At 62.6% G+C, this 22,132-nt stretch carries 9 protein-coding genes; all 9 read right to left on the bottom strand.

Going from position 1 to position 22,132, the window contains the following annotated elements; all coding sequences use genetic code 11:
• Nucleotides 1–161 precede the first annotated feature (161 nt).
• Complete coding sequence (locus tag NKH33_RS00185; protein ID WP_352502906.1) at nt 162–812, bottom strand: hypothetical protein; 651 nt, start codon at nt 810–812, stop codon at nt 162–164.
• Nucleotides 813–844: 32 nt separating this feature from the next.
• Entirely contained in the window at nt 845–7,306 is a 6,462-nt protein-coding gene (locus NKH33_RS00180) for an RHS repeat-associated core domain-containing protein (protein WP_352917952.1), read from the bottom strand.
• Between the two features lie 25 nt (nt 7,307–7,331).
• Nucleotides 7,332–10,169, bottom strand: a complete 2,838-nt coding sequence (locus NKH33_RS00175; protein WP_352540059.1) for a leucine-rich repeat domain-containing protein — start codon at nt 10,167–10,169, stop codon at nt 7,332–7,334.
• A 65-nt stretch (nt 10,170–10,234) separates the two neighbouring features.
• Nucleotides 10,235–12,352 (bottom strand): RICIN domain-containing protein, encoded by a 2,118-nt coding sequence (locus tag NKH33_RS00170; protein ID WP_352917950.1) that lies wholly within the window; start codon nt 12,350–12,352, stop codon nt 10,235–10,237.
• Nucleotides 12,353–12,371: 19 nt separating this feature from the next.
• Nucleotides 12,372–14,417 carry a hypothetical protein gene (locus NKH33_RS00165; RefSeq protein WP_352540057.1) on the bottom strand — a complete coding sequence of 682 codons (2,046 nt, stop codon included), beginning with the start codon at nt 14,415–14,417 and terminating at the stop codon, nt 12,372–12,374.
• Nucleotides 14,414–15,754, bottom strand: a complete 1,341-nt coding sequence (locus tag NKH33_RS00160) for a hypothetical protein (RefSeq protein WP_352540056.1) — start codon at nt 15,752–15,754, stop codon at nt 14,414–14,416. The genes NKH33_RS00165 and NKH33_RS00160 overlap by 4 nt, the downstream gene beginning before the upstream one ends.
• Nucleotides 15,751–19,599: a hypothetical protein gene (locus tag NKH33_RS00155; protein ID WP_352540055.1), complete on the bottom strand. Its 3,849-nt coding sequence runs from the start codon at nt 19,597–19,599 to the stop codon at nt 15,751–15,753. The genes NKH33_RS00160 and NKH33_RS00155 overlap by 4 nt, the downstream gene beginning before the upstream one ends.
• Nucleotides 19,596–20,924 (bottom strand): hypothetical protein, encoded by a 1,329-nt coding sequence (locus tag NKH33_RS00150; RefSeq protein ID WP_352917948.1) that lies wholly within the window; start codon nt 20,922–20,924, stop codon nt 19,596–19,598. The genes NKH33_RS00155 and NKH33_RS00150 overlap by 4 nt, the downstream gene beginning before the upstream one ends.
• Entirely contained in the window at nt 20,921–22,051 is a 1,131-nt protein-coding gene (locus NKH33_RS00145; protein ID WP_352470506.1) for a hypothetical protein, read from the bottom strand. The genes NKH33_RS00150 and NKH33_RS00145 overlap by 4 nt, the downstream gene beginning before the upstream one ends.
• Nucleotides 22,052–22,132 lie beyond the last annotated feature (81 nt).

The following is a 22,132-nucleotide window of genomic DNA, read 5'->3' as shown; positions in this document are numbered from 1 at the left end:
GATATTCCTATCTCTGGCATTGGCACACCGGGAGGGCGCGGAGAAGGCGACAAGGACCGGCCCCGCCTGGTGCTGGCGCTGGTCGGCCCCACAAAGCACGTGGACAATACAAGTCTAGCGTTTCGCCGGCGCCAGGTGTTGCTTGCTACCTCGCGGCTGGCCTACCGCAGGTCCAGCTGCAACAGCCCGCTATAATCCTCCGTCGCCAGGAAGAAGCCCTCGTCGATAGCCTTGGCTCTGAAAGCGGGATCGTCGCCGAGGTTGCGAAATTCCGGCTTCAATGTGCCTGATGCATCGAAGTAGCGATCTCGAAAGGTCGCCCGGTCAAGCCCGGCATAGTCTTTACCCTGACCTGCGACCGTGCAGGATTTCAGTTCGGTTTGGTCGGCAGCGTCCGCCGGGAAACTCTTCCTTGCGAAATCCATGGGACCGATGCCTGGAGCAATGCTGCGGGGGAATTGCGTGACGCACCGCTTCGTCGCGTCACCCGCAGCGATCGTCAGATCGAAATAGGGAGGCCTCAGCCCCTTGGTCGCGAGGTAGGCAAAGGCACGAATGCGATTGGCTGCCTTCAACGTATCAAGGTCGGTCGTCTCCAGAATGCCGCCATCGATGGTGAGCTTTCCCGACCCGCCAAGTGCGGCAATTTGCTTCTGCAGCCAGTCTGCGTCACGATCGATCCAGGTCAGGAAATCGAGTGGCATCGCTTGCGGCTCCTTCATCTGCGGGTTCATGGATTGAGCGAGGGCCGCCGCAGTGATGAGCATCGCCAGCCCGGCCAGCGCTGCCGTAGAGAGAGGGAAGTTACGCATGTCATGCCTCCGTCCTTCTGCGTTGCCGCGAATCAGTTGTAGTGGTTGCGCGGCTTGATACCGAGCATGTCGCGCAATTGGTTCTCCGTTATGTCGTCAGGCCGCGGCGTTCCGCCGACACCGACGGTCCGCGCTTCCTCGTCCATGGAGGTATGTGGCTTTCCATCAAGCCCGTTGTAGGTGGCTGGACCCATGCCGGAAATCTGTCCCGCCTGGATGTGGGAGGCGTGGATCTGCTCATGGGCGAGCACGATGCCAGGATCGGCCGGGTTTGTCGCGACAGTGCCGGTCGATTTGTCGAACTCGCTCGACGTGCGGATACGGGCTGCCGCCGGATCGTAAGAGATGACCGCCCCTCCCGGTGTCGTCGTCGGATCCTTCGTATGATCGGCGAGATCGGTTCCGGTGCGGCCGGCCACGTTCTGGATCGTCACCGTTTCTGGGCTGTCGACAATCCTCTTGGTGAGTTCGCGCCCTGTATCCATCCCGGTACCGGGTACGAAGAAGTCCTTGACGTCGAGCCAGGCCCCGTGGAGCCAGCTTTGCGAAACTTCGCCAGTCTTGCTGTCGACTCGGGCAGTCGGGTCTGTGCGTTGGATATCCTCCTCAACTTGCCGCCGATAGGCGGCATCGCCGGCCACGATCTCCTTGAGACCTGTCGGGTCGATATAGGCCATCGGATTATTGTTGGCATAGGCGAAGAGATTGCATGATGTGGGGTTGCCGGTGCAGCGCTCAGGATCGCCGACATACAGCGGGTCGGGTGAGACGAAGCGGCCAAGGGCCGGATCGTAGTAGCGGGCACCGAAGTAGTAGAGCCCGGTATCGTCGTCGAGATATTTGCCGGTGAACCGATGGTGGGTTTTTTCGCGCGGCAACTCGCCCGAAATGTCTGTCAAGTGATCGGCCCAGGCAGGAGCCAGTACTTCTGGCTTGTGCTCGGTTCCGTATGCCCGATAGAGCATTTGCTCGACCGGGGCGCCGCCCGAGGCGATCACATAGTCGCTGCTCTCGATATGATCCTTGAGGTAATAGAACCATTTACCGGTGCCGTGCTCGAGCCGCACCAACTTGGTCGAGGCAATGTTGACATAGCTCTCTTCGCCCTTTGGGCCGACCTCGAATGTCTCCACTGGATAGAGATAAAGCTGGTCTGGCTTCGATCCGTCCGGAGCGACAATCTTCTTGTATAGGCGTCGACCGGTCTGGTCGTAGCCGTAGAAGACGTCGTTGGTCGCGGTTTGCGCTCGGATGAGCCGGCCGTTGATGTCAAAGACAGTGCCGGTAAGGTTCGGCGACGTCGCCAGCTGGCCGAAGCCATCGAAACCATATGGCTTGGACGCGCTGCCGGTCGGAATGAGGCCGGTCGCGCTGGCTGCCGCCGGGACAATCCGTGCTCCGGGATCGAGCTCGTCATTGCGGGCGAAGGTGCCGGCAGGCGAATAGCCGAATTCGGCATGCTTGCCATAGCGATCGATACTCACGAGCTCGTTCTTGAAGTCATAGTGAAAGGTGCCGGAACGGTCGACATGGGTCGCGTCGCCGGCGCCACTGCCCAGCGCATCGACGATCTGTGTGATGGAGCCGTTCGAGTTGAAAGCCATGGTCAAGTCCTGCAGCGGAACGCCTCCCGCTTGCGAGACGATATGCGTCAGGAACAGCGTCGTCGGATCGTAGGTCATCTGCGTGAAGGCGCCGAGCCGGTAGTTGACGCGCTCGACCCGTCCTTCCGGATTGTACGTGATGTTCTCGATCACTTTCTGCGGGCCGGCGAAGTCCGGATGGGATACCGTCACGGAGCGGAGATTCTTGTCCGGTCCGAGCGCGAATTTCGACGTCAGGCCGCGTGGGCCGATCGATGAATCGATCCGGCCATCAAGCGTGTGATGGAAGCGATCGGCATACTTTGCGTGGTTGATCTCCACCTCGTTGGCGGTCATGCGGCCGTTCGCGTTGTAGGCGTAGCGTTCGGCCGCATCGAACAGGCCGTTGGGATCGTGGATGATGACCTCGGTTATTTTATCGAGCGGCAACGCGATCGGCACTTCGAACCCGGCCGCAGAGGCTATCTCGACGCCCCGGTCGTAGCGGTATTCGAGATGGAGGACACCGTCGTCAACCTCTGTGAGCTTGCGGTTAAGGAAGTCGTAGGTGGACGTCTGCACGGAAGCTTCGCCGTTCACGCCGACGCGCGCGATCGCTGATTGCCGCCCGCGCGCGTCGTAGAAGGCGTACCGGTCGCCCATTCCGGGGATCGACTGGAATTCGATGTCGCCGACCGAATTGTAGATCAACCGTCGAGGCGCAGTTTCGCCCGGCAGCCAAATCTCGCTCAAATAGCCGAAGGAATCGCGCACGAAGCGGGAAATTTGCATCACGCCGTCGCCATTGGCGGCGATGAAGCCGGTCACCCCGTTCTCGTTGCTGAGCGAATATTCCTCGCTCCGCACCGTACCGTCGAACTGATCGGCATAGGTCGTTATTGTGTGCGTGCCCCAAGGCCCGAAGGTCATCTCGGAAACCTTGCCCGACGGGTAAGACTCACGCACCATGCGGCCCGTTGCGTCGTAGGTATATGTGTTGCCGATTTCGTGATCCGGACGCGGAACGTCGCCCAGCTCGAAGACCTTCTGCAGGTTCAGATCGTCGATACCGCCGAAGCTCCTGACGACGAATGGGGTCCAGCGGAAGACCAGTTTCTCGTTGCGATTGTAGAGCGCGAAGTTGCGGACCCGCACGCCCCCCTCGGCAACGCTTTCCAGGTCGGCGATCTGGTTGCCGCGGGCGTTGTAGGCGGCGAGCTCGGCAATGAATTCGCTCTCGCTTTCCGGAGTTTGGGCAGCGCTTGCGTAACGGCGCTTCGATGTCAAGATCAGTGAGGGCAGGCCGCTCTCGCCGATCTTGTAGCTGTAGAATTTCTCCGCACCGTCGGCTGCCACCTCATGGATCCTACGGCCGAGCGCGTCATAGTCGTTGGTGACGACCATGCCGAGGGGAGTCGTCATCGTTCGCACAGCTCCGGCCCGTGGCCCGTCGTAGGTCATTGACGTGATCTGGTTGAGCTCAGGCGCACCACCCGCCATCTTGGTGTGGCTCATCGGCAAGGTGCCGGTCTCTTCGTAGAGAACGGCCTCTGTCTGCCCAAGGTCGTCCGACAGCGCGGTGGTGTTGCCGAAGACGTCATAGCCCATTCTCTTGGTGAGGGTGCGGGTGGCGTTGCGGAACTGCTCGAGCGACGCCGGCAAGTTGCTGAGGCCGGAAAAGACTTCGAGTGTCCGGGTGCCCATGCGACCGCCCGCGTCGGCTAGATAGGTGAAGCTTTCACGGCTGAGCAGTCGCGTTCCGGTTAGGATACGGCGCTCGGATGCGGCGTTGACAATGCTGAGCGCGGCGAGATCGGCACGCGACTGCGCATACCCGGTCTGGGTGGTGCGGCTAAAGCCCTGAATGGTCAAATCCGCGGGTCCCGGGATATCGCGAACCTGCACAGTTTCCGAGGCGGGCATATTGAATTCGTCGAAATCGGCATACGTCTGGACCTTCACCGGGTCCTTACATTCGGGATCGGCCGGGTCCTGCTGTTCGGCGTCGCCGGCGGAACCGGTCAGCGTCTCCTTGACCTTTCTGAGATAGGACGAGCCGTCGCCACGCGAAAACGTCTCCCACACCGACGACTCGCACTTCAACATCATCCCCGTCGTCGGCAGCTTCTGGGTGCGCGTGGCGGTCGACAGCGAGTGCAGCGCCGCCGCCGACGGATCGAGCGTCTCGGTCGTCTCCGCGCTCGCGACGAGCGTCGCCTCGGGCTTCACTTCATAGGTCTTGCGGATCTTCAGTTTGCCGGCGAGGTTCAGGTCAGCCGCCGTTTCCGCGAAGGTGTAATACTGTTCGCGATCGAGGCTTGAGCGCTGCGTGACCCGCTGGCCGGCCGCGTTCTCGTCGCCGTACGCGATCCTCTCGACGTCCGAGAAGCCGATAAAACGGCGATTGATCACATCGTAAAATGGATTGTGGTAGAAATATTCGTCCGTCTGCACTTGGGCGCGAACCTGGCCGGGTATGCCCTGCGACGTGACGAGTTGCTTGGCAACGACAACGGGAAAATGCAGGTTGCGCGTCGGCTGGCCGTTGGCGCGGTCGCGCAGCATCTCGTCGATCGAAGTCGCATAGCGAATGTCGTGCCGGCGGCCGGAATCGAAGTCGACGACCGTGAGCAGGTTGGCCTTGACCAACTGCACCGTGTCGGTGCGGTTGAAGTCAATCACGACGACGGGCTTCACCTCGTCGCCGGACGGCTTCTGGAACACGATGATTTCGCTCTGGCCGTCGCCGTCGATGTCTGCGACGCGCGAAGCGAAGGTCTGCGTCGACGCGCCCAGTTGAACCCGCAGATTGAGCGCGATGCTGAGCGGATCCTTCAGGTAGGTCCCGTCGCCGAAGCCGAGCCAGACGCGCATCTGGTCAGTGCGCTCGCCCATCGACGCGAAATCGATGATGCCGTCGCCGTTGGCATCGATGTACCACATTGTGGCGAGGTTATCGCCGGGCTGCATGCCGCCAATCTTCGAGAAGCTGCCGTGACCGCAGACCGGATCGTTGATCGCGGCGTCGCCAAACAGCAGCGCATTCGGGTCCTTCGAGAACATGTTGCCCTGGTTCTCATAGAGGCAGAAGCCCTGGTCAGCCGGGCGGATGACGACGAGATCGGGCAGCCGGTCGCCATTGATGTCGACCATCCGCACATTGTTGCGGCCGAGTATCTGGCCGTCCTGACTGTTGAATGGGAACGCTTTGGTAAGCGCTCCGAAATTGACGTTGTAACCCCCATCGGCCTGCCGCCGGGTGAGATTGAGAAATATCCGCCATTCCGTGCGGCCATCAGCATTGAGGCGCGTCGTGACGATGTCGGACAGGCTGTCCATATTAACGTCGGCGAAGCGGCCGTTGCCGCCCGCGAATGTCGTTGGCGAGACGCCGGGCAGCGGGATCGAGCGGCCGAGATAAGGGAAGGTCCCGTCGGCTTTGCCGTCATAGACGTGCATCAGCCCGTCTTCGATTTCGACGATATCGACGAAGCTGTCGCCCAGGATGTCGGCAAAAGCGAAGCGATTGTCGGTGAGCCGGGGGGCGATCTGGCGCATTAGTCCAGCCTCGGTCGGACGCGACAGCACGAGTTGGCTGGTGTCGCCGAAGGCGCTGTTCAGGTCGCCGCTTCCGAGATGCACGGTCGCGCCGTCATCCTTGGTCTGCACGATGTCGACCAGTGCATCCATGTTGAGGTCGGCCAATTCGAAATTCTGCGGCGGGATGTCGCCGGCGAACGCCATTTTCGGCGCTTCGAACACGACGGGGCGCGACGCCAGTTCGGCGCTTGTCCACGACGAATAGCCGAAATGGATGTCCGGGAACTTCAGCGTCGATTGCGCCAGCGCCTCGCCGCCGGTGTCACCATACCGGTAGAGCACGCGCAGCTGGTCGAGCACATTGACCGACTGCGCGTCGATGAGCGGCGTGAGGTCGGCCTGAGCCTTCGCCAGGCAGTCCGGATGCGCCCGGACGACGAACTTCGACGTGTCACTGGTATCACGGCCGACATATCCCATGCACCATTGGGCGTAGACGGTGTCTTTGAACTTGGCCGTCACCTTGCCGTAGAGCCGGGCGTTCTCCTGTTTGCTGCCATTGGTGTGGCTTACGAGCGTCGATTGCGTCTCGATCAGCTCGAACTGATAGCTGCTCTGACCGCCGGCGAAGCTGGCCTTTGTCAGGTAGCTGCGTCCACCGAAACGCTGGTACTCGTAGCGGATGGCTTCGCGGTTGGCATTGAGCTGCAGCACCAGCGGCCATTTCGTGACATAGGGCGCGGCTACATCGAAATTGCCCTCCGCCACGGAGGAATCGCCGCTGAAGATCAGCCGTGTTCCGTTGGCGTTGATCACCTCGAAACCGGAGGAGATGGTGTCGGTGTGTAGGCCGCCCGTCAGGTCGAGCGAAAGGACGTCGAACGCGCCAGTGTGGTAGAGGATCTTGACGAAATCCTCGGCATATTCGGGCTTGTACTCCCAGACGCCGTTCTGGTTGCCGAGGAAGATGAGTCGCGCGCCCATATACGACAGGCGGGAGAAGAAATCGCCGCCTGGCTTGGTGCCGGGCACGGCCGTGCCGAGATCGTCATTGGCGGCGATCGCCTGGGTATTGAACTGCCAGCCGATACCGAGCCCGTTGCCGGTATCGCCCGCGAACTGGCTGTAGGTGAGGCTCAGTTGCGGCCCGAACTGGCCGCGCGTCGGCAGGGTGGGTAGCGGCACGGTGAAGTTCGCCGATCCCGTATTGTTGTTCAGCGTGAAGCTGCCTTCCTCCTGCGTGACAGTGCCGCCCGCAGCGGGCAACTGCACGATCGACGTCGCAGATTTGTCTTCGGCGCGGGCCGGTGAGCCGAGTACTGCGGCGCCAGCGGCCAGGGCTGCGAGGGCGGTAAGGGTCTTTATGAACATGGGACTACCTCTCCGGATGCAGGCACTACTGATGAATTTGCGGACCCACGATGATGAGCTGTAAGCAGTTCGGGCGCGGACAGATGACCGAGGGCTGGACGGCGATCGCGTCGTGCAGGTGAATGTTTCCATCGAAGATGCGCCACGGCTCGCGGTTGCAGGCTTCGGCGACTTGAGGGAGGAGCGGCTGCGGGAAGGAGCAGACCGGATTGTTGCCCAGATAGGTCTTTCCGATCACCGGATGGACGCTAGCGAAGTTCTCGATCCGATTGCCTCTCAGATCGACGACTGACAGCGCCGGAAGCGAGCCAAGGGGCAGCGCATCGAAGACCCGGTTGTTGCGCAGATCGATATCCGACAACGCCGGCATGTTCGATAGATTGCCGACATTGGTGATCTGGTTGTCGTTCAGGTAGATGTATTTGAGCCCGCTCGATCCGAAGCGCGGGATCGCGGATAGCCGGTTGGTGGCGAGGTTCAGTTTCTGAAGTCCTGTCAGCGAAGCGATCGGCGACGCGTCGGTGATCACATTGTCGAAGAGGTTAAGTTCGCCCAGCGCCCGGAAATGGACCACGGGGTTGACGGCGATGATCGATTTCTTGTTCAGAGTCAGGCTGGTCAGTGACTGCGCCCAGTTCTGCGCTGCACTGCAATCTGCGCTGTCGACGTGGTCGGCCTGCATGCGGCTGTCGAGCGCCGCCATGAAGCCGCGGGCGTCGCCGAGCGCAATAGAATCGAACCGGTAGACGATGCAGTATTCAGCGAAGCTGGCGTATTGCAGCGGCAGATTGCGCATGCCGGCATCCTCGAGCAGCGGCAGGTCCGCCAACGGCGTCACGGATTGTACGTGTGTGTTCGAGAAATAGAGCTTTGTCAGCTTGTTGAGCATCCCGATGCCGATCAGGTTCGACAGGGGATTGCCGTCGATGTTCAGTTGTTCGAGGCGGCGCAGCTGGAGGATGCCCTGGATCGAGGGGATCTGGTTGTTGCGGATCCAAAGCTTCGTCAGCCCCGGTACCGCCGACAGCGCCGAGACGTCGGACAATTGGTTGTCGGACAGGTCGATGGAGGTCAGATTTCCCATCACTGGGAAGAGCGAGACGCTGGTCAACCCGCGGTTCTTCGCATCGGCGAACTGGCGCGAACTGAGATCGTCATAGGCTCTGCCGCAAACAGTCTTGCCCGAGATCGATAGCAGCGCGTTCACTTCCGCGGTTTGCGCGGGCGTTAGAAAGTCGGTCTGGTTCCGCATCATACATGCCGACAGGAAGTCGCTCGCTTGCACGGGATTGTCGGAAAGATCGAGACTGATCAGGCCCGACAGCGCTGCCAGCGGTCTGACATTGGCGATCGAATTCTTCGACAGGTTGAGTGTGCCGAGATTGGTCAGGCCGGCAAGCGGCGAGACGTCCGTGATGGCATTGTTGGACAGGTTGAGCGAGGTGAGTTGCGGTAAGGTGGCGAGCGGACGCAGGTCGCTGACGATCTTCGACGACAGATCGAGTGCGGTGGTCGCCAGCAGCTTGTTGCCGACCACCAAGCACGTCCCGCCACCCTCCAGTTCGACCATGGCTCGTATGGTTTGCCCAAGCGGGGTCGCCGCGTCGCGGTGCAGCACGCACAGGTCAACGAAGCTCTGCCCGCCATTCGCCACGATTGGATTGCCGCTGAGATTGATGGCCAGCGTCGAGGGGAAGCTGCCGAGATTGGCGAAGGTCTCGATCTTGTTGTTGGCGAGGTTCAGACTGGTCAGGCCGCCGAGCGCGCTGAGCGGATCGAGCATGTCGCCCGTGAGGCCATTGTTGGCGATGGACAGGATCGAGAGCGCCTGCAGGAATTGCAGCGGCTCAAGGCTGGCGATCTTGTTGTCGTCGAGTGTGAGGTTCGTCAGCAACGCGAGCGCCGACAGCGCGCGGATGTCGGTGATGTCGTTGTCGGAGACGTCGGCCCGCGTCAGCGCGATCAGTGGCGCCAGGGCGTTGATGTTGCTGACGTGATTGCCGGAAATATCAAGAAAGGTCAGTGTCTTGAGCTTGGCCAGCGGCCCGAGTTCGGCGATCGAGTTGTTGCCGGCGATCGACAGGCTGGTGAGGTTCGTCAGCACCGCAATCGGCTCGAGTGATTGCACGCCCTTGCCGCTCAGGTTCAGCGTCGTGATCGATTCCAGGAAGGTCTGTGCGGTGGCGCAGGCGGCCGGGTTGCCGAGCGCGGAGACTCCGCCGGGCGTTGAATCGAGCACCGCCATCACGGTCGCCGTTTCAGCCGGCGTGCGGTCGCCCTTGATGCACCATTTCGCGAAGGTGGTCGGCTTGTTGACCAGCGGCGCGCCCGAGAGGCACGTGATGGTGTGGATCTTGCCGGCGAAGAACGGCGTGGGGTCGGCGTTCAGCGCCTGGTCGAGATTGAGCTTCAACTCGGTGACCAGCGGTGCGCAGGATGGAATGTAGAGCCGGTCGGAAAATGTCGTCGCGCCGAAGTCTGAGGGAAATTGCAAGTAGTAGATGAGGCCGCTGCCATTATCGTACGCGAACACCTTTATTGGGTATGTCTCGCCCGAGGGGCACAGCAGCGGATTGGCGGCCGGATCCGCGGCGACGATCGCGCTGTCGACGGCGGTCAACACCTCCGAGGGAACCGTCGCGAAGCCAAGTCCGCGGATCACTGCTTCCTCGTCCGCCTGGTCCTTGCAGCGGATGCGGTAGCCGCGCCCGTCGGAGATAAGCAACGGATAATGCAGCCGGTTCGCCTCCAGCGCCGGATCCTCGAACAGCACAACCTTCGGCTCGTCCGCGCGGGCCGGGCCGGCGGCGGCGGCCACGAGCATGACCAGAACAAGGAGCAGCGATTGGCCGATGCGGTTCATCTGGTTTCTCCTTTCGAGGCTCAGGCTGATCGATGCGGCCCAATCAGCCCGAACCAATGGCAGCGCTACATCTCGTCCGCGGTCTTGATGGTCCAAAAGCTCGACGGCTCGCGATCGCAAGTGAACTGAAGGGCTGGGATGTTGTTCAAGTTGCTAACCCCGCCGGCAATGATCAGGCACTTGCCTGTCTGGACGTTTTCCGCCTGAACTCCGTCGCGCGTCTCGACAAGGTTCCAACGACGCGAAGGATCGCTGTCACAGTTGAACTGCAAGGCCGGGATGTTGTCTTCGGTACTGACTCCGCCGGCAATCGTCAGGCACTTGCTTGTCCGGACGTTGGCCACCTGGAAGCCATCGCCCGTCTCGACCAGCCTCCAGCGCTGCCATTGACTGCCGTCGCAGTCGAATTGCACCGTCGGTGCATTGTTGTCGGTTCGTCCTTCCGCGACCGAAAGGCACCTTTCGGTTTGCCGGTTCACCAGCAACACTTCCGGGTCGGCCGCCCGGATGCTCCAGAACCGCGACGGATCGCGGTCGGAGTTGAATTGGAGGGCAGGGACGTTGTCATCGGTGCTCACCCCGCCGGCAATGGTCAGGCATTTGCTCGTCTGCATGTTTTCAGCCTGGAAGCCGTCGCCGGTTGCGGTCAGCTTCCAGCGCCGCGACGGATCTCGGTCGCAGTCGAATTGAAGGGCCGGTATGTTGTTGTCGGTGCTGACACCGCCGGCAATCGTCAGGCATTTTCCGGTCCGCACGTTCTGTAACTGAAAACCGTCATTCGTCTCGACCAGCTTCCAGCGGCGCCACTGGTCGCCGTCGCAGTTGAACTGTACGGCCGGCGCGTTGTTGTCGAGGCGCCCCTCGGAAACTGCCAGGCATTTGCCGGTCTGCATGTTTGCCAGCACCACGTCTCCCTCCTTGATCGCCGTGATGCAGGCTTCGAAAATTTTCCCGGTGGCCGCGGTCGATTGCTCCGGTCGACTGATGCAGACCGGATTGCCGTCCAGCGAAGGCTTGAATGGCAGGATGGCGCTGACGGACTGCACCGTGGCCAGACGGTTCGCGCGCAGGTTAAGAGAGGTGAGTTCGGTAAGGCCCATCAAGGCGCGCGCATCCGTGACGCGGTTTTTCGACAGGTCGAGCGCCGTGAGCTCTTGCAGAAACCGCAACGGCGACACGTCGGCGATCTTGTTGCTGGCCAGAACCAGTCGCGTCAGCGCCCGCGCCGAGGCGAGCGGCCGCAGGTCGGCGATCTGGTTGGAACTGAGGTCGGCGTCGGCCAAATCCTTCATCACGCCAGTCACGTTGATGTTGCTGATCCTGTTTCGCGACAGATCGAGAAAGGTAAGCTTGGTCAGCTTTTCCAGATCGCGCGTGTCGGCTATTTCATTGCCGGACAAGGTCAGGCGCGTCAGATGGGTAAGTGTCGCCAGCGGCTCGAGATTTGTCAGCCGTCGCCCGGCAAGGTCGAGCGTCGTGCTCGACGCGAGAAAGTCCTGCGCGCTTGCGCACGCCGCCGGATTGCCCAACGCGGAGGCACCGCCGGGTGTCAGCTCGAGCAGCTCCTCGACCGTCGTCTGCTGGGCAGGATCAAGGTCGTTCTTGATGCACCAACTGGCAAAGGTCGTCGGCCGTCCGACAAGCGGCGGGCCCGCCAGGCATGCGATGGTATGGACCTTTCCGGCAAAGAAAGGGGTGGGGTCGGCCTCGATCGCCTGATTGAGGTTGAGCTTTAATCCTTCGACCAACGGCGCGCAGCCGGGAATGTAGAGTTGGTCGGAAAAGGATGTTGACCCGAAATCGGTCGGGAACTGCAGGTAGTAGACGAGCCCGCTGCCGCTATCATGCGCAAAGACCTTGATCGGGTAGTGCTCGTCGGATGGGCACAACAGCGGATTGGCGGCTGGGTCGGCCGCGATGACCGCATTGTCGACGGCGCTCAGCATTTGCGACGGGACGGTTACTAAGCCCAGTCCGCGGATCACTGCTTCCTCGTCCGCCTGAACACTGCAGCGAATGCGGTAGCCGCGTCCTTCGGAGATGAGCAGGGGATAGTGCAAGCGAGTGGCGTTCAGCGTCGGGTCCTCCAACAGAACGAGCTTCGGTTCCTCGGCTCGGGCCCGACCGGCGCCGATCACCGCAAGCAGCGCCAGCAGGAGCAGCGATCGGGCTATGCGGGTCATCTGGTTTCTCCTTTCCGCTCTATTCGACCAGGCTGAAGCGGCCTGGCCCGCAGGCCCGGCTGGTATTGTCGTGTGCAATGTCGTTGCCCGGCAGCAGGAAACTGGCGCTGGAGGCGCTGTCGGCGAAACTGACCGCGCAGCGGAAGCCGGACACCGTCGAGGTGGTGAAATTCGCCGACGAACCGCGCTCGAGCTGGATGGCGGAGCCGACCGTAAGGCCAGCGGCCATGGGCGCGAGCCCGTCCGAGCGACCCGCCACGACCGCGCCGCGCAGAACTAGCGGATTGGCGGCGGCGATGTCGGTGAAGGCCATCCGCATCAGGCTGTCGGAGGTGAGCACCGCGCCGAAGCGTGCGCGCACAATGCTGGAGCGGGCAGGCGCTTGGGCCGAGATCAGCAGCCGTGCCCGAACGCCTTGGATCGCCAGCATGTCTGCTTCGACCCTGAGCCCGCGCGCATAAAGGTCCGCCAGGCACAGCGACGCGCCCCGCGCGATCGGCGACAGTCCGTCCGCCACGGTGCCGATAGTCACATCGTCGAGCGCGACCGCGCCATTCTGCGCGATCACGGCGACGACCTCGTCGGTCGTTTGAGCGGCTGCCCGCGCCAGATCGATCCGCTCGAGTTCGAGCCGCGGCAATCCATCGGCGACGATGATCACGCCTGTGGCTGACAGGATGCATGACGACGTGCCGGCAGGCACTCGGTTGGCGGTGCCGACGAGCCGCGTGCGGGCAACGCCGGGGGCCGGCGCCATGTGCACGGTCTTGAACGGCAATCCCTTCAGGATTAGCGTCTGCGGCATCTGGACCGATGCGGGCAGTTCGAGCCTGAGATTCGCCCGCCCGGCGCAATCGCCCTCGGCAGAGAATTGCGCCAGCGTCAGCGTGCCGCCATCATTGATGCGGCGAAGGCACGTATCGCCGGCCGAACCCCGACAGTCGAACCCGGTACCCGGCGCCGGAGCGGCTGTCAGCGCGCGATCCGTCTCGCCCATCCAGTCGCCAATGCCGGGGGCGGAGAGGCCGAGCGCCAACGTCAGACGCGGGCAACCCGTAAATGACAGGCTTCGCCCCTCCGCGAAGATCCAATCCAGCCGCGCATTGCCGAGGGAGTCAAGCGAGGTGATGGACAGGCCGGCTGACAGCGGGGTCAGGCCGAGGTCGATACCCGGCTGCGCGAAGGTCGAGTGCTCGCGCTGATAGCCATCGCAATTCGACAGACACAGGTCGACGAAGGGCGCCGAACGAAGCGCCGCCACCGCGTCGGCGCCGAGCAGGGTTACGGCCTCGGCCTCAGCGATGCCGAAGAATGATCGCAGCTTCTTCTCCGCCGCTTCCGCTCCGGCTGCATCGGCAATGATGTCGCGCGTCGCCTTGCCGTCAAGGCGCACAATCGGCAGGTAGGAGGGCTGCGCACCTTCGCCCGGCGGCGCGTAGCGCACGACATAGATCGTGTCGCCAATGCTTTCGGCGCTGAGGAAGGTTTCAAACCGGTGCAGACTCCAGCGCGCCGCACTCGCCACCGCTACATTCGATGTGCCGCCAAGATCGGCGCGCCCGCAATCGAACACGAAGGGTGTCCCGACATCGGGCGGCGCGACGAAGCCCTGCAGTACGCCAGGGAGTTGCAACCGCTCGCGGATGGCGAGCGCTGCCTTGATCTCCGCGCAGGCGGCGGGGACGGCGAAATAACCGCGGCCCGAGACGGCGGGGAGATAGTAGTTGCCCGATGCCTCGACATCGGCCCAGATGGCGGTCGTCGCCGGCCAGTCGATATCGAAGGCCGTGCCGGGGCATGGCAAGCGCGGCTGCGCGCCGAAGCCGTTTTCGGTCTGAAGCTTGGCGAACGTTGCCTCCGAGACGATAGCGGTGTCAGGCAGGTGCAGCAGCCGCTTCGCCTGGCCGGCGCTGGCGCAGCCGGCAAGCTCCACCGCCTTGCCGTCGAAAAGCGCGACATAGACGTCCTTGTTCTGATCGGTGACGAAAGCGTCAAGCTGCGGCTCGGCGCGGGCCACCGAAGTGCTGGCGAGAAACAGGGTGAGCAATGCGGCCGCCTGTCTCATCTCAGTTCGCTCAGGCAGCTTGCCGCACGGGTGGGGTCCATATTGACTTCGGTCATCAACGGATCGAGGCCGGCCGACTGGCACAGCTCCTTGACCGAGATCGAGTGCGGCCCCTGGAAATCGACCTTGAGAGTTCCATTGCTCATCTGCCCGTTCTGGCCGATGCACAGCGGATTGTTGGCGAGCGCCGGCCGACGGCAGGTGCGGATGACGTCTGCCATTGCGCGGCGGTTGGTCAGTTCGCAGAAGTAGATGCGGCAAAGCGCGGCGACTGCGGCGCGGTTCTCGGCGTCGGCATTGATGATGCGCTTGATGTCGGTGATCACGCCGCTCGCCTTGGCTGCGAACGCTAGGCCTTCGACGCGAGTCTTCTCGCCCGCAATCTCGCCCGACCGTTCGGTGATCTTCGGCATCAGGTTGATGTTTTCCGACGTTATGAACAGGCCGCCTTTCCAGCGGTCGAACTCGTCGAGGATCGAGGTCGCCCTCAGGATCGCTTCGCGGTAGGCGTTGTAGATCGGCCCCATCTTGGTGTCGCGCGCCGCCTCGTAAACCTGGTTTAGCGCAGCGTATTCCTTGTTCACCGCGTCGGCGCCCGCCTTGATACCGTCGATGCCGGCGCGCGAACTCTGCACCAGACCCTCGGCACGCTTCAGCTTGCGGGAAAACATCGCCGTAATCGGGCTCTCGACGCTGGCGAAGTAGTTTTCGATCACCTTGCCGGCCGCTCCGTCGGCGAAGGCATTGATCTCGGTGTCGGACAGATTGGAGATCAGGCCGCACTGGGCGTCGAAATCGGCGCTCAAGGGCCCGGCCTGGCAGGAGCTCATCTCCGCCAGTCTCTGATCGAGCGTCCGGTTCGAAGCGAGCCCGTCGGCATACTCGAACAGCGCATGATTCCATTCGATAGCATTCAAGTCAGCCTGGCTGTGCCGCCGGTCGCGGCAGAACAGCGTCTGCTCCATCCGGCTCTGGTTGCCCGAAGCGCGGTAGGCGTCGAGGTGACGCGTCGCCTCGGCGCAGGTCGCCAGACCTGAAATCAGCCCGGCAAGCTGCTGGTGGACGGGCGGCAGTCCGCGTGTCTGCGCCTCCCGCATTAGATTGGCGGCGCGTTGGCTGTCTTCGGGACTGCGGGCCGGGCGGTGGAAGACGCAGAGGCCTTGCTCGAAGGTTTTCAGCGTGCCGTCCGGAATGGCCGGCCCCTCGCAGTTTGGAGCGTCGAGAACACGCGATTCGATCGTATAGCCGGCAAGATTGTCGACGAAGAGGTCGCGCGCGGCCGCTCCCGTCGCGCCAAGCGCCAGACCGAGCGCCGCTGTGGCGATGATCGCTCTCATGGCGCGCTCGCGAAGATGAAATAGAGGGTGAACACAGCGCCGTCGAAGGGGCAGTCGCTCGGCTGCAGCGACAGCCGGTACGAGCCGATCAGCGGCGCGCCGAGATAGGGCAGGATCAGGCTTGTGTCGTTCGACGGTCCGGGTGCGCGCGGGAACTTGCGCGCCTGGTAGCGATCCTGAACCCAGTAGCGGATGATCCGGCTGATCTCGTCGCCGCTGTCGGCCTGGTTGAAAAAGGTCTGCAAGGCGACCCGCTCCGGCCCGACCGAAATGTCGGCGCGGACCTCGTTCGACCCCTTGGTCAGCGGCTTGAACACGAAGCCGCTGCCGCGGTGTTGCAAGGCGAAGCGGTTCCACTGCGCGCCAGTGCACTGGTAGTCGGTGCCGACGAAGACATCGATCAGGGTTAGGTTCTTGCGCTCGCGGAATTTGTTGGGCGCCCATAGCGCGAAATAGCCGTTCGCTTTCATCAGCCCGTCGGTCGATGCGAAGGGCGAAACCTCGAACTCGACATTCTCGTCGAGCGCCAGCTTGCGGGCGAAACCGGAATTGGCGGGCACTACGATCTGGGCGACATCGATATTGATCTGCCGCTCGTCGAAAAAGCGCTTGGCGACAATGTCGTCGATCATTGCCTGCAGCTGGGTTGCGTTGCGCACATAGACCTCGGGCACAGTCGCGGCCTCGCCGGTGAAGGCCTGCACCACTTCAAAGCGGCGGCGCATCAGGTGCATCAGCCGGTTGGCGGTCTCAAGAACGCGCCGCTTGGTCACCAGATATTCGGGAATGCCCTTCATCAGGTCGGCTACGGTGTCCTGGGTCGCGATGAACAGATTCTTGCCCGTCGCCGGATCGTCGATTTGGGTAACGAGCTTGGTCATGTCTTCTTGCTGCTTTGTCACCTCCGCCTGAATATTGCCCTGGAACTTCAGGATGCTGTCCTGGAGCGCGCGGCTCTTGAGACCGAGATCCTTGGCCTGGTTCAGGCCCGCGACGAGTTCCTCGGTGTTGCCGCGCGACTGCGTGATGCGCTGCTCGACGAAGGCGAGTTCGGCATCGTTCAGCGCCAGCATCTTGTCCCTCTGCCTGTCGCGTAGTTCGTTGATCAGGTTGGTCGAGGCATTTGATCTCTCGGCGAGGCCGGTGACGGTTGTCTGCGCAGCGCGGACGCGCTCGATGCGGCCGTTGGTTGCCGCGACCAGTTCGGCAACACGTGCATTGTCCTCGTTGAGCTGAGCTTCCGACAAGGACAGCTTGTCGAGTTCGAGATTGAGGATCGCGATCTCGTTGGTCAGCCGGTCGATCGTACGCTGCTGATCGGTGATCTGGAAACTGAGCATGTCGTTTTCGCGCGCCTGAAGATCGAGTCCGGCAAGTATTCGTTCATGGTCGGACGTGAGCCGCGCCACCTGCTCGTCGATGCCGAGATCCTGGCTCTGGCAGTCGACCGCCGCCATCGAGCCCTGCAGTGTCAGCTCCTTGATCTCTTCGGCCCCTTGCGCCAGCCGGCCGGCGAGTTGGAAATGCGTGTCGATCAGCGCCCGGGCCTTGAGCGCCTTGTCGAGGTCGAGTTCCTCATTCGCTTGGCGCAGCTGCGTGATCCTCTGCTGCAGGCCGTTGATCTGGTTGATGTTCTCCTGCGTCACCCGCCCGGTCGCGATGATCGTCGACAAGATCGACTGTGCCGCTTCGAGCGACGCCTTGACGACCTTGGAAGTGTCGATCTTGGTCGCCGCGCCGCTGGCGAGCCCGCAGGCGCAGACATTGACCTCGGGTATCGCCGCGGAGATCGCGTAGGCGGCCTGGATGGCGGTGAGCGTGATCTGCGCGGCCTGCGTCGTGCCGTTGAACGCAGCGAACCAGGCGATCACTTCGGTCAACTGGCCGTCGACCTGGTCGCGAGCTTCCTCAAGGTCCGCCTTTTTCTTGGCATAGGCGTCACGCTCGGCTTCATAGAGCTTCTTGGCGAAGTCGGTTTCCGTCTGTGTGAACGAGCCGCAACTGACGTTCGCCAGTTCCTGCGGCAGCGAGACGTTCGACGTGATCATCTGCTGGTCGGACATCAGCGGCTCGACGTCGGCGAAATCGGCGTCACCGATGACGCACTTCATCAGGAAAGCCCTGGCCTGGGTCTGTGTGGCCAAGAGCTGAGCCCTGAGGCCCGACTGTCCATCAGGGCCGCACATCTGGGCGACATACTGGTTGCGCGTGAAGGCCGGCGTCACTGTCTGGCACGGCTGTTCGCCCGCAAGCAGCGGGGTGAATGGATGAGCCGGCGCCTCTCCGATCAGGGCGAGCTGGTTCTCGATGCCGCAAAGCTGTTCGCGGTCGACGGCCCGGCGGCGCTGATAGAGATCGGTCTGGCGCAGTTGCAGTTCGGTGATAGCGTCGTTGGCGCGGGCGATCGCACCCTGGTTGTTGGTGATCTGGGTTTGGAGGATCTGCCGCTGGCGAACCGCCTGTTCGAGCTGGTTGGCGTTGCGCTCGGTCTGGCGGGCATATTCGGTGATCTGGCTCTCGAGCGAGGAAATCTGCAGATCGAGGTTCATCTGCGTCATTTCCCAATTCAGCAGCCAGCGCAGTTCGTTGCGCCGCTCGACCTCGGCCTCCTTGGAGAGGACGATGAGGTCGAGTTCCTGCCTGTCATTGATCTGACGGCGCTGGTTCTCGAACTCGGCGATCTTGGTGCCGAGCTCGATCTCCAGCGACCTGATCTGCTGGCGATAGCCGAACGTGTCTTTCTCGGCGTCGACCGCGTTGATCTCTTGCTGGACAGTGGTGGCGAAGGTCTGTGCCTCGTGCTCCAGCTTGCCGATTTTGTGGGCGATCAGGTTGACTTCCTGGCTGCGGATCGTCCGCTCCTCATCGATCGCGCGGGTCGCTTGGCCTTCCTTGTTCGCGTACCACCGCTCAACCAGCGCCTCGACATTGCGCTCGACCTCGGTCAGTCGCTGTTCGCTTTCGGCCAAGGCCTGCTGCAGTTCTTCGAACGGGATCGTCGTGAACTGCATGGGGTCGATGTTGAGGAACAGGAAACCCTTGTGCGCGCTGTCCATGCGGGCATCGAGGTCGCTCTGCTGCAGCAGCAGGTCGGCGCGCAAGTCGTCGTAGGTGGACTCGCCCGGAATATCCATCTGCGTCTCGACCAGCACCCACATTGCGGCCTCGTAATTGGTGTAGGCCTTGGAGAGGTTGGGTTGGCTGTCGAGGCCGGCGCCTCCGACAGCGCCCAACGTATCGTGGACCAGGAAGTCGAGCGCCTTGACGCGCGCCTCCGAGAGGGTCTGGTACCAGACGTCGCCGGTGTTCATAAGCAACTGGATCTTCAGCGAGGACAGCGCCGTCAACTGCCGCACGAAGCTGCGGTAACTCGCATCCGCTCCCGCCGCGGCTCCCTGGTCGTTGCCTTGTTGCCGCGCGAGAATGCGAAGACCCCTGTCGACGATCTCGATGCCTTGCCGGCCGAATTCCTGCGCCGCCTGCGGCGAAACCGGCGTGTCGTTTCGGCTGACACCGCTCGCCGAGGACAGGAAAGGCATGTCGGCGGCGAGGAACAGGCGGTAGCGCCCGAGTTGCAGATGGCAGTCGAAATCGCACACGATCGCCAGCCGCCCGGTCGCCTCGTCGCCGCAGGTCGTCAGGAACTGTTCGAGTTCGGTGGCGACTTCACCCATATATTTCACGTCGGCGCGGAAATTAGCGATCTTCAGCAGGGTCGTCAGCTCGCCGGCATGGCCGGCCGCCGCGTCGACGTCGAGCGCCATGCAGTCCTGCGCGCGCGCCATTCCCGCAGCGCCGAAGACGACGCCGGCAACCAGTCCGCAAAGCAGGAAAAACCGTCTCATGGCTGCCCCGTCGTCAGAAGAACCTCGGAAATCTGGCGCACGTGCCGGGCAAGTTCGGCCATCTGCGCCTTGGAAAGCGAAGGATTCTGGAACCGCCCGACCACCGCCCGGGCATGATTGATGCAGTCTTCGTAGGGCCCATTGATCTTCGCAGTCAGCGCGCCGGTGTCCAGCGTGAGGTCGAGCGTCGAATACGCGCCGGCCAGTCCTGCGCAGGAAGAAAGCTCTGCCGTGATCGTCGGATCCTCGACGACATGCGCGAGGCCGGACAGAGCCGTCATCACCCCTTCGATTTGTCCGACGATCTGCGCCATCCTTGCCTTACCGTCCTCGAACTCCTTCAGCGAATCCGGCTGGTTGAGGCTGGAGAGATCGACCGCCTGCAGCGTGGCGATCGTCTCGGCTGCTTTCAGCTGGTCCTCCTTGACAAGCACCATGTTGGCCTGAGCGTTGCCGAGTACTCGCTCCAACTCCATCACCTCGGCCGACTTGATCGTCACGTCCATCTCGTTGACCAGCGACTGATATTGGGTCGAAGCGGCGTTCATCAGGTTGAGCGTGTCGTCGACCTTCGTCCGGACCGCCTTGACGATCTGTTCGCGCACCCGCGTCTCGATGAGGCCGGTCGTCTCGGCCCGCCCACGCACTGGCTTGGCCGAACAGACCAGCTTTGCCAGCGCGTCCGAGCCGAGCCGTGCGCGCACCGCCCCAACCATCGGGAATAGCGGGCGCCAGGCAGCAGGCAGCGCATCCGCGCTTGCGCCCGACAAAGGTCCAGCATCGATCTCGTTCATACGCGTCAGATGCCGGCATTTCTCCTGCAAGTCGGCCCCGGAAAAGTAAAGCCGCCCGGTGATCAGATAAGCCTCGATCGCGGCTGCGTATTGTCGCCCGACGAGGGCGGCGAGCTCTTCGGCGCTATCGGTCGAGACCGGGGCGAAGAAGCGGTAGCGGCTGAGATAGATCTCCGCCCAGGCGAGGCGGCGCATCAGCACCGAGGCGTCGTCGGCCGAAAGCGGGATGACCGGAAAGCCGACGCTGCGGCTGCCGCCCGAGGGGGCAGATGCCTCGCCGATCACCTCGCCGGCGAAGGGCAGGCCGAAATCGGGCTGCGTCGCCTCGTGACTCGGTTCGACGGCGGCGGGGCCGGGGGCGAGCAGGCTGAACCGGGTCGTCTCGGGCGTCGCGTTCGAGAGCGTGGCGTTCCAGAAGCCGTCAAGTTTTTCCGATGTGTAAGCGCGCTCCAGAATCGATGCGCCGCCGGCTTCGCTGGCCAACACGCAACTGACGATGACGAATAACGCGATGTCTCGGAAGCTTGTCATCGGCAGTACCACACCCTGTCGGCTGCGCCTGCCTGGGCGCAGATGCCGGTCGCAGCGCCGTGCGCCTTCCAGTCCGCCTTAATCTTGGTGAGATCATTGAATGCGCCCTGTGCCGCGTTGTCGGCATGAACCTCGGCATCCAGTCGCCAGAAGGGCTTTGCCGGATCGGTCGGGAGCAGCACCCCGATCATATTGATGTGGAAGGCGGAGACTTTGAGAAAGTCCTCAGCGCTAGCGACGGTCTTGCGATTAAGATTGGCGTATTGCTCAGGCGTTACGTTGCCGAGCGCCCGCTTGAACTCTTCCTCCGAGACTTCGACGGAGCGCAGCATCTGCGTCGTCTTCGCTGCCAACCCGTCGAGGATCGAGGTGTTGGCGACCAGCGTCGCGCCCGCACCGCTCACCGGTCCGAAGATCTCCGCGAAAATGGTGCGGATCGCCTTCAAGTGCGTGTCGGCCGACTTAATCTCGACGCGGCGCAGCGCGATGCCCGTTTCGAGGTCTGACGCCCGACTGACGAAGCCACTCAGCGCGCCTTGCAGCGTTTCGAACGAGGAACGGGCTTCCGGCGGCGGCTGCAGGAACACCGAGCGCGCATAGCGTACGGCCTCACTGCGGGCGATGTCCTCGACGGCGGCGCGTGTGAGTGCCGATTCCGGGCAACCGGTTACGCTGCCGAGGTCGGTCAGCATCTGCGCGGCATGATAGATTTGATCCATCTGTCGCACCGTGCCGAAGGAGCCGCTGGTGGTGAACTCGGTCTCGACGCCGGACAGATAGTCGGTCAGGTATTCGCGCGCGAACTTCACCATCTCGCACTGCACGCCGGCGGCACGTTCGCGAATGTGGCGGCCGTAGAATGAGGCGCCGACGAAGTATTTCTGGTCGGGCGTCGGTTCGAACCGCTCGACGAAGAGCGACTGGACAACGGTATCGTATTCACCGCACGCATAGGTGCGTTCAAGGCATGCGGGGTCGGTCTGCAGGTCGCACTGCGATAGCGCGGGGCCGCAGATTTGCTGGGCTGCAGCGGGGTCAATTCCTTCGCCGTGCACAAGAAACGCCGCGACGATGATCGCTCGATTGAAGATGTACCTCTTCAACATAACGACCAAAGGAAAATGCACAAAAGCCTCCCCCACCGTCGAAACGGCGGCCTCATTGCTCTTTACTGGCAATATGCTAGCAGGCTACTTTTGGTATTTGTT

Source organism: Mesorhizobium sp. M1182 (genome assembly GCF_040318335.1).
GTDB lineage: Bacteria > Pseudomonadota > Alphaproteobacteria > Rhizobiales > Rhizobiaceae > Mesorhizobium.
This window is presented reverse-complemented; position numbering and strand designations above follow the sequence as displayed.

What these genes read in the sequence shown, in the direction of transcription:
- NKH33_RS00185 (WP_352502906.1), bottom strand. Translation starts at nt 812, where the DNA reads ATGCGTAACTTCCCTCTCTCTACGGCAGCGCTGGCCGGGCTGGCGATG.
- NKH33_RS00155 (WP_352540055.1), bottom strand. Translation starts at nt 19,599, where the DNA reads ATGAGACGGTTTTTCCTGCTTTGCGGACTGGTTGCCGGCGTCGTCTTC.
- NKH33_RS00180 (WP_352917952.1), bottom strand. Translation starts at nt 7,306, where the DNA reads ATGTTCATAAAGACCCTTACCGCCCTCGCAGCCCTGGCCGCTGGCGCC.
- NKH33_RS00170 (WP_352917950.1), bottom strand. Translation starts at nt 12,352, where the DNA reads ATGACCCGCATAGCCCGATCGCTGCTCCTGCTGGCGCTGCTTGCGGTG.
- NKH33_RS00150 (WP_352917948.1), bottom strand. Translation starts at nt 20,924, where the DNA reads ATGACAAGCTTCCGAGACATCGCGTTATTCGTCATCGTCAGTTGCGTG.
- NKH33_RS00175 (WP_352540059.1), bottom strand. Translation starts at nt 10,169, where the DNA reads ATGAACCGCATCGGCCAATCGCTGCTCCTTGTTCTGGTCATGCTCGTG.
- NKH33_RS00160 (WP_352540056.1), bottom strand. Translation starts at nt 15,754, where the DNA reads ATGAGAGCGATCATCGCCACAGCGGCGCTCGGTCTGGCGCTTGGCGCG.
- NKH33_RS00165 (WP_352540057.1), bottom strand. Translation starts at nt 14,417, where the DNA reads ATGAGACAGGCGGCCGCATTGCTCACCCTGTTTCTCGCCAGCACTTCG.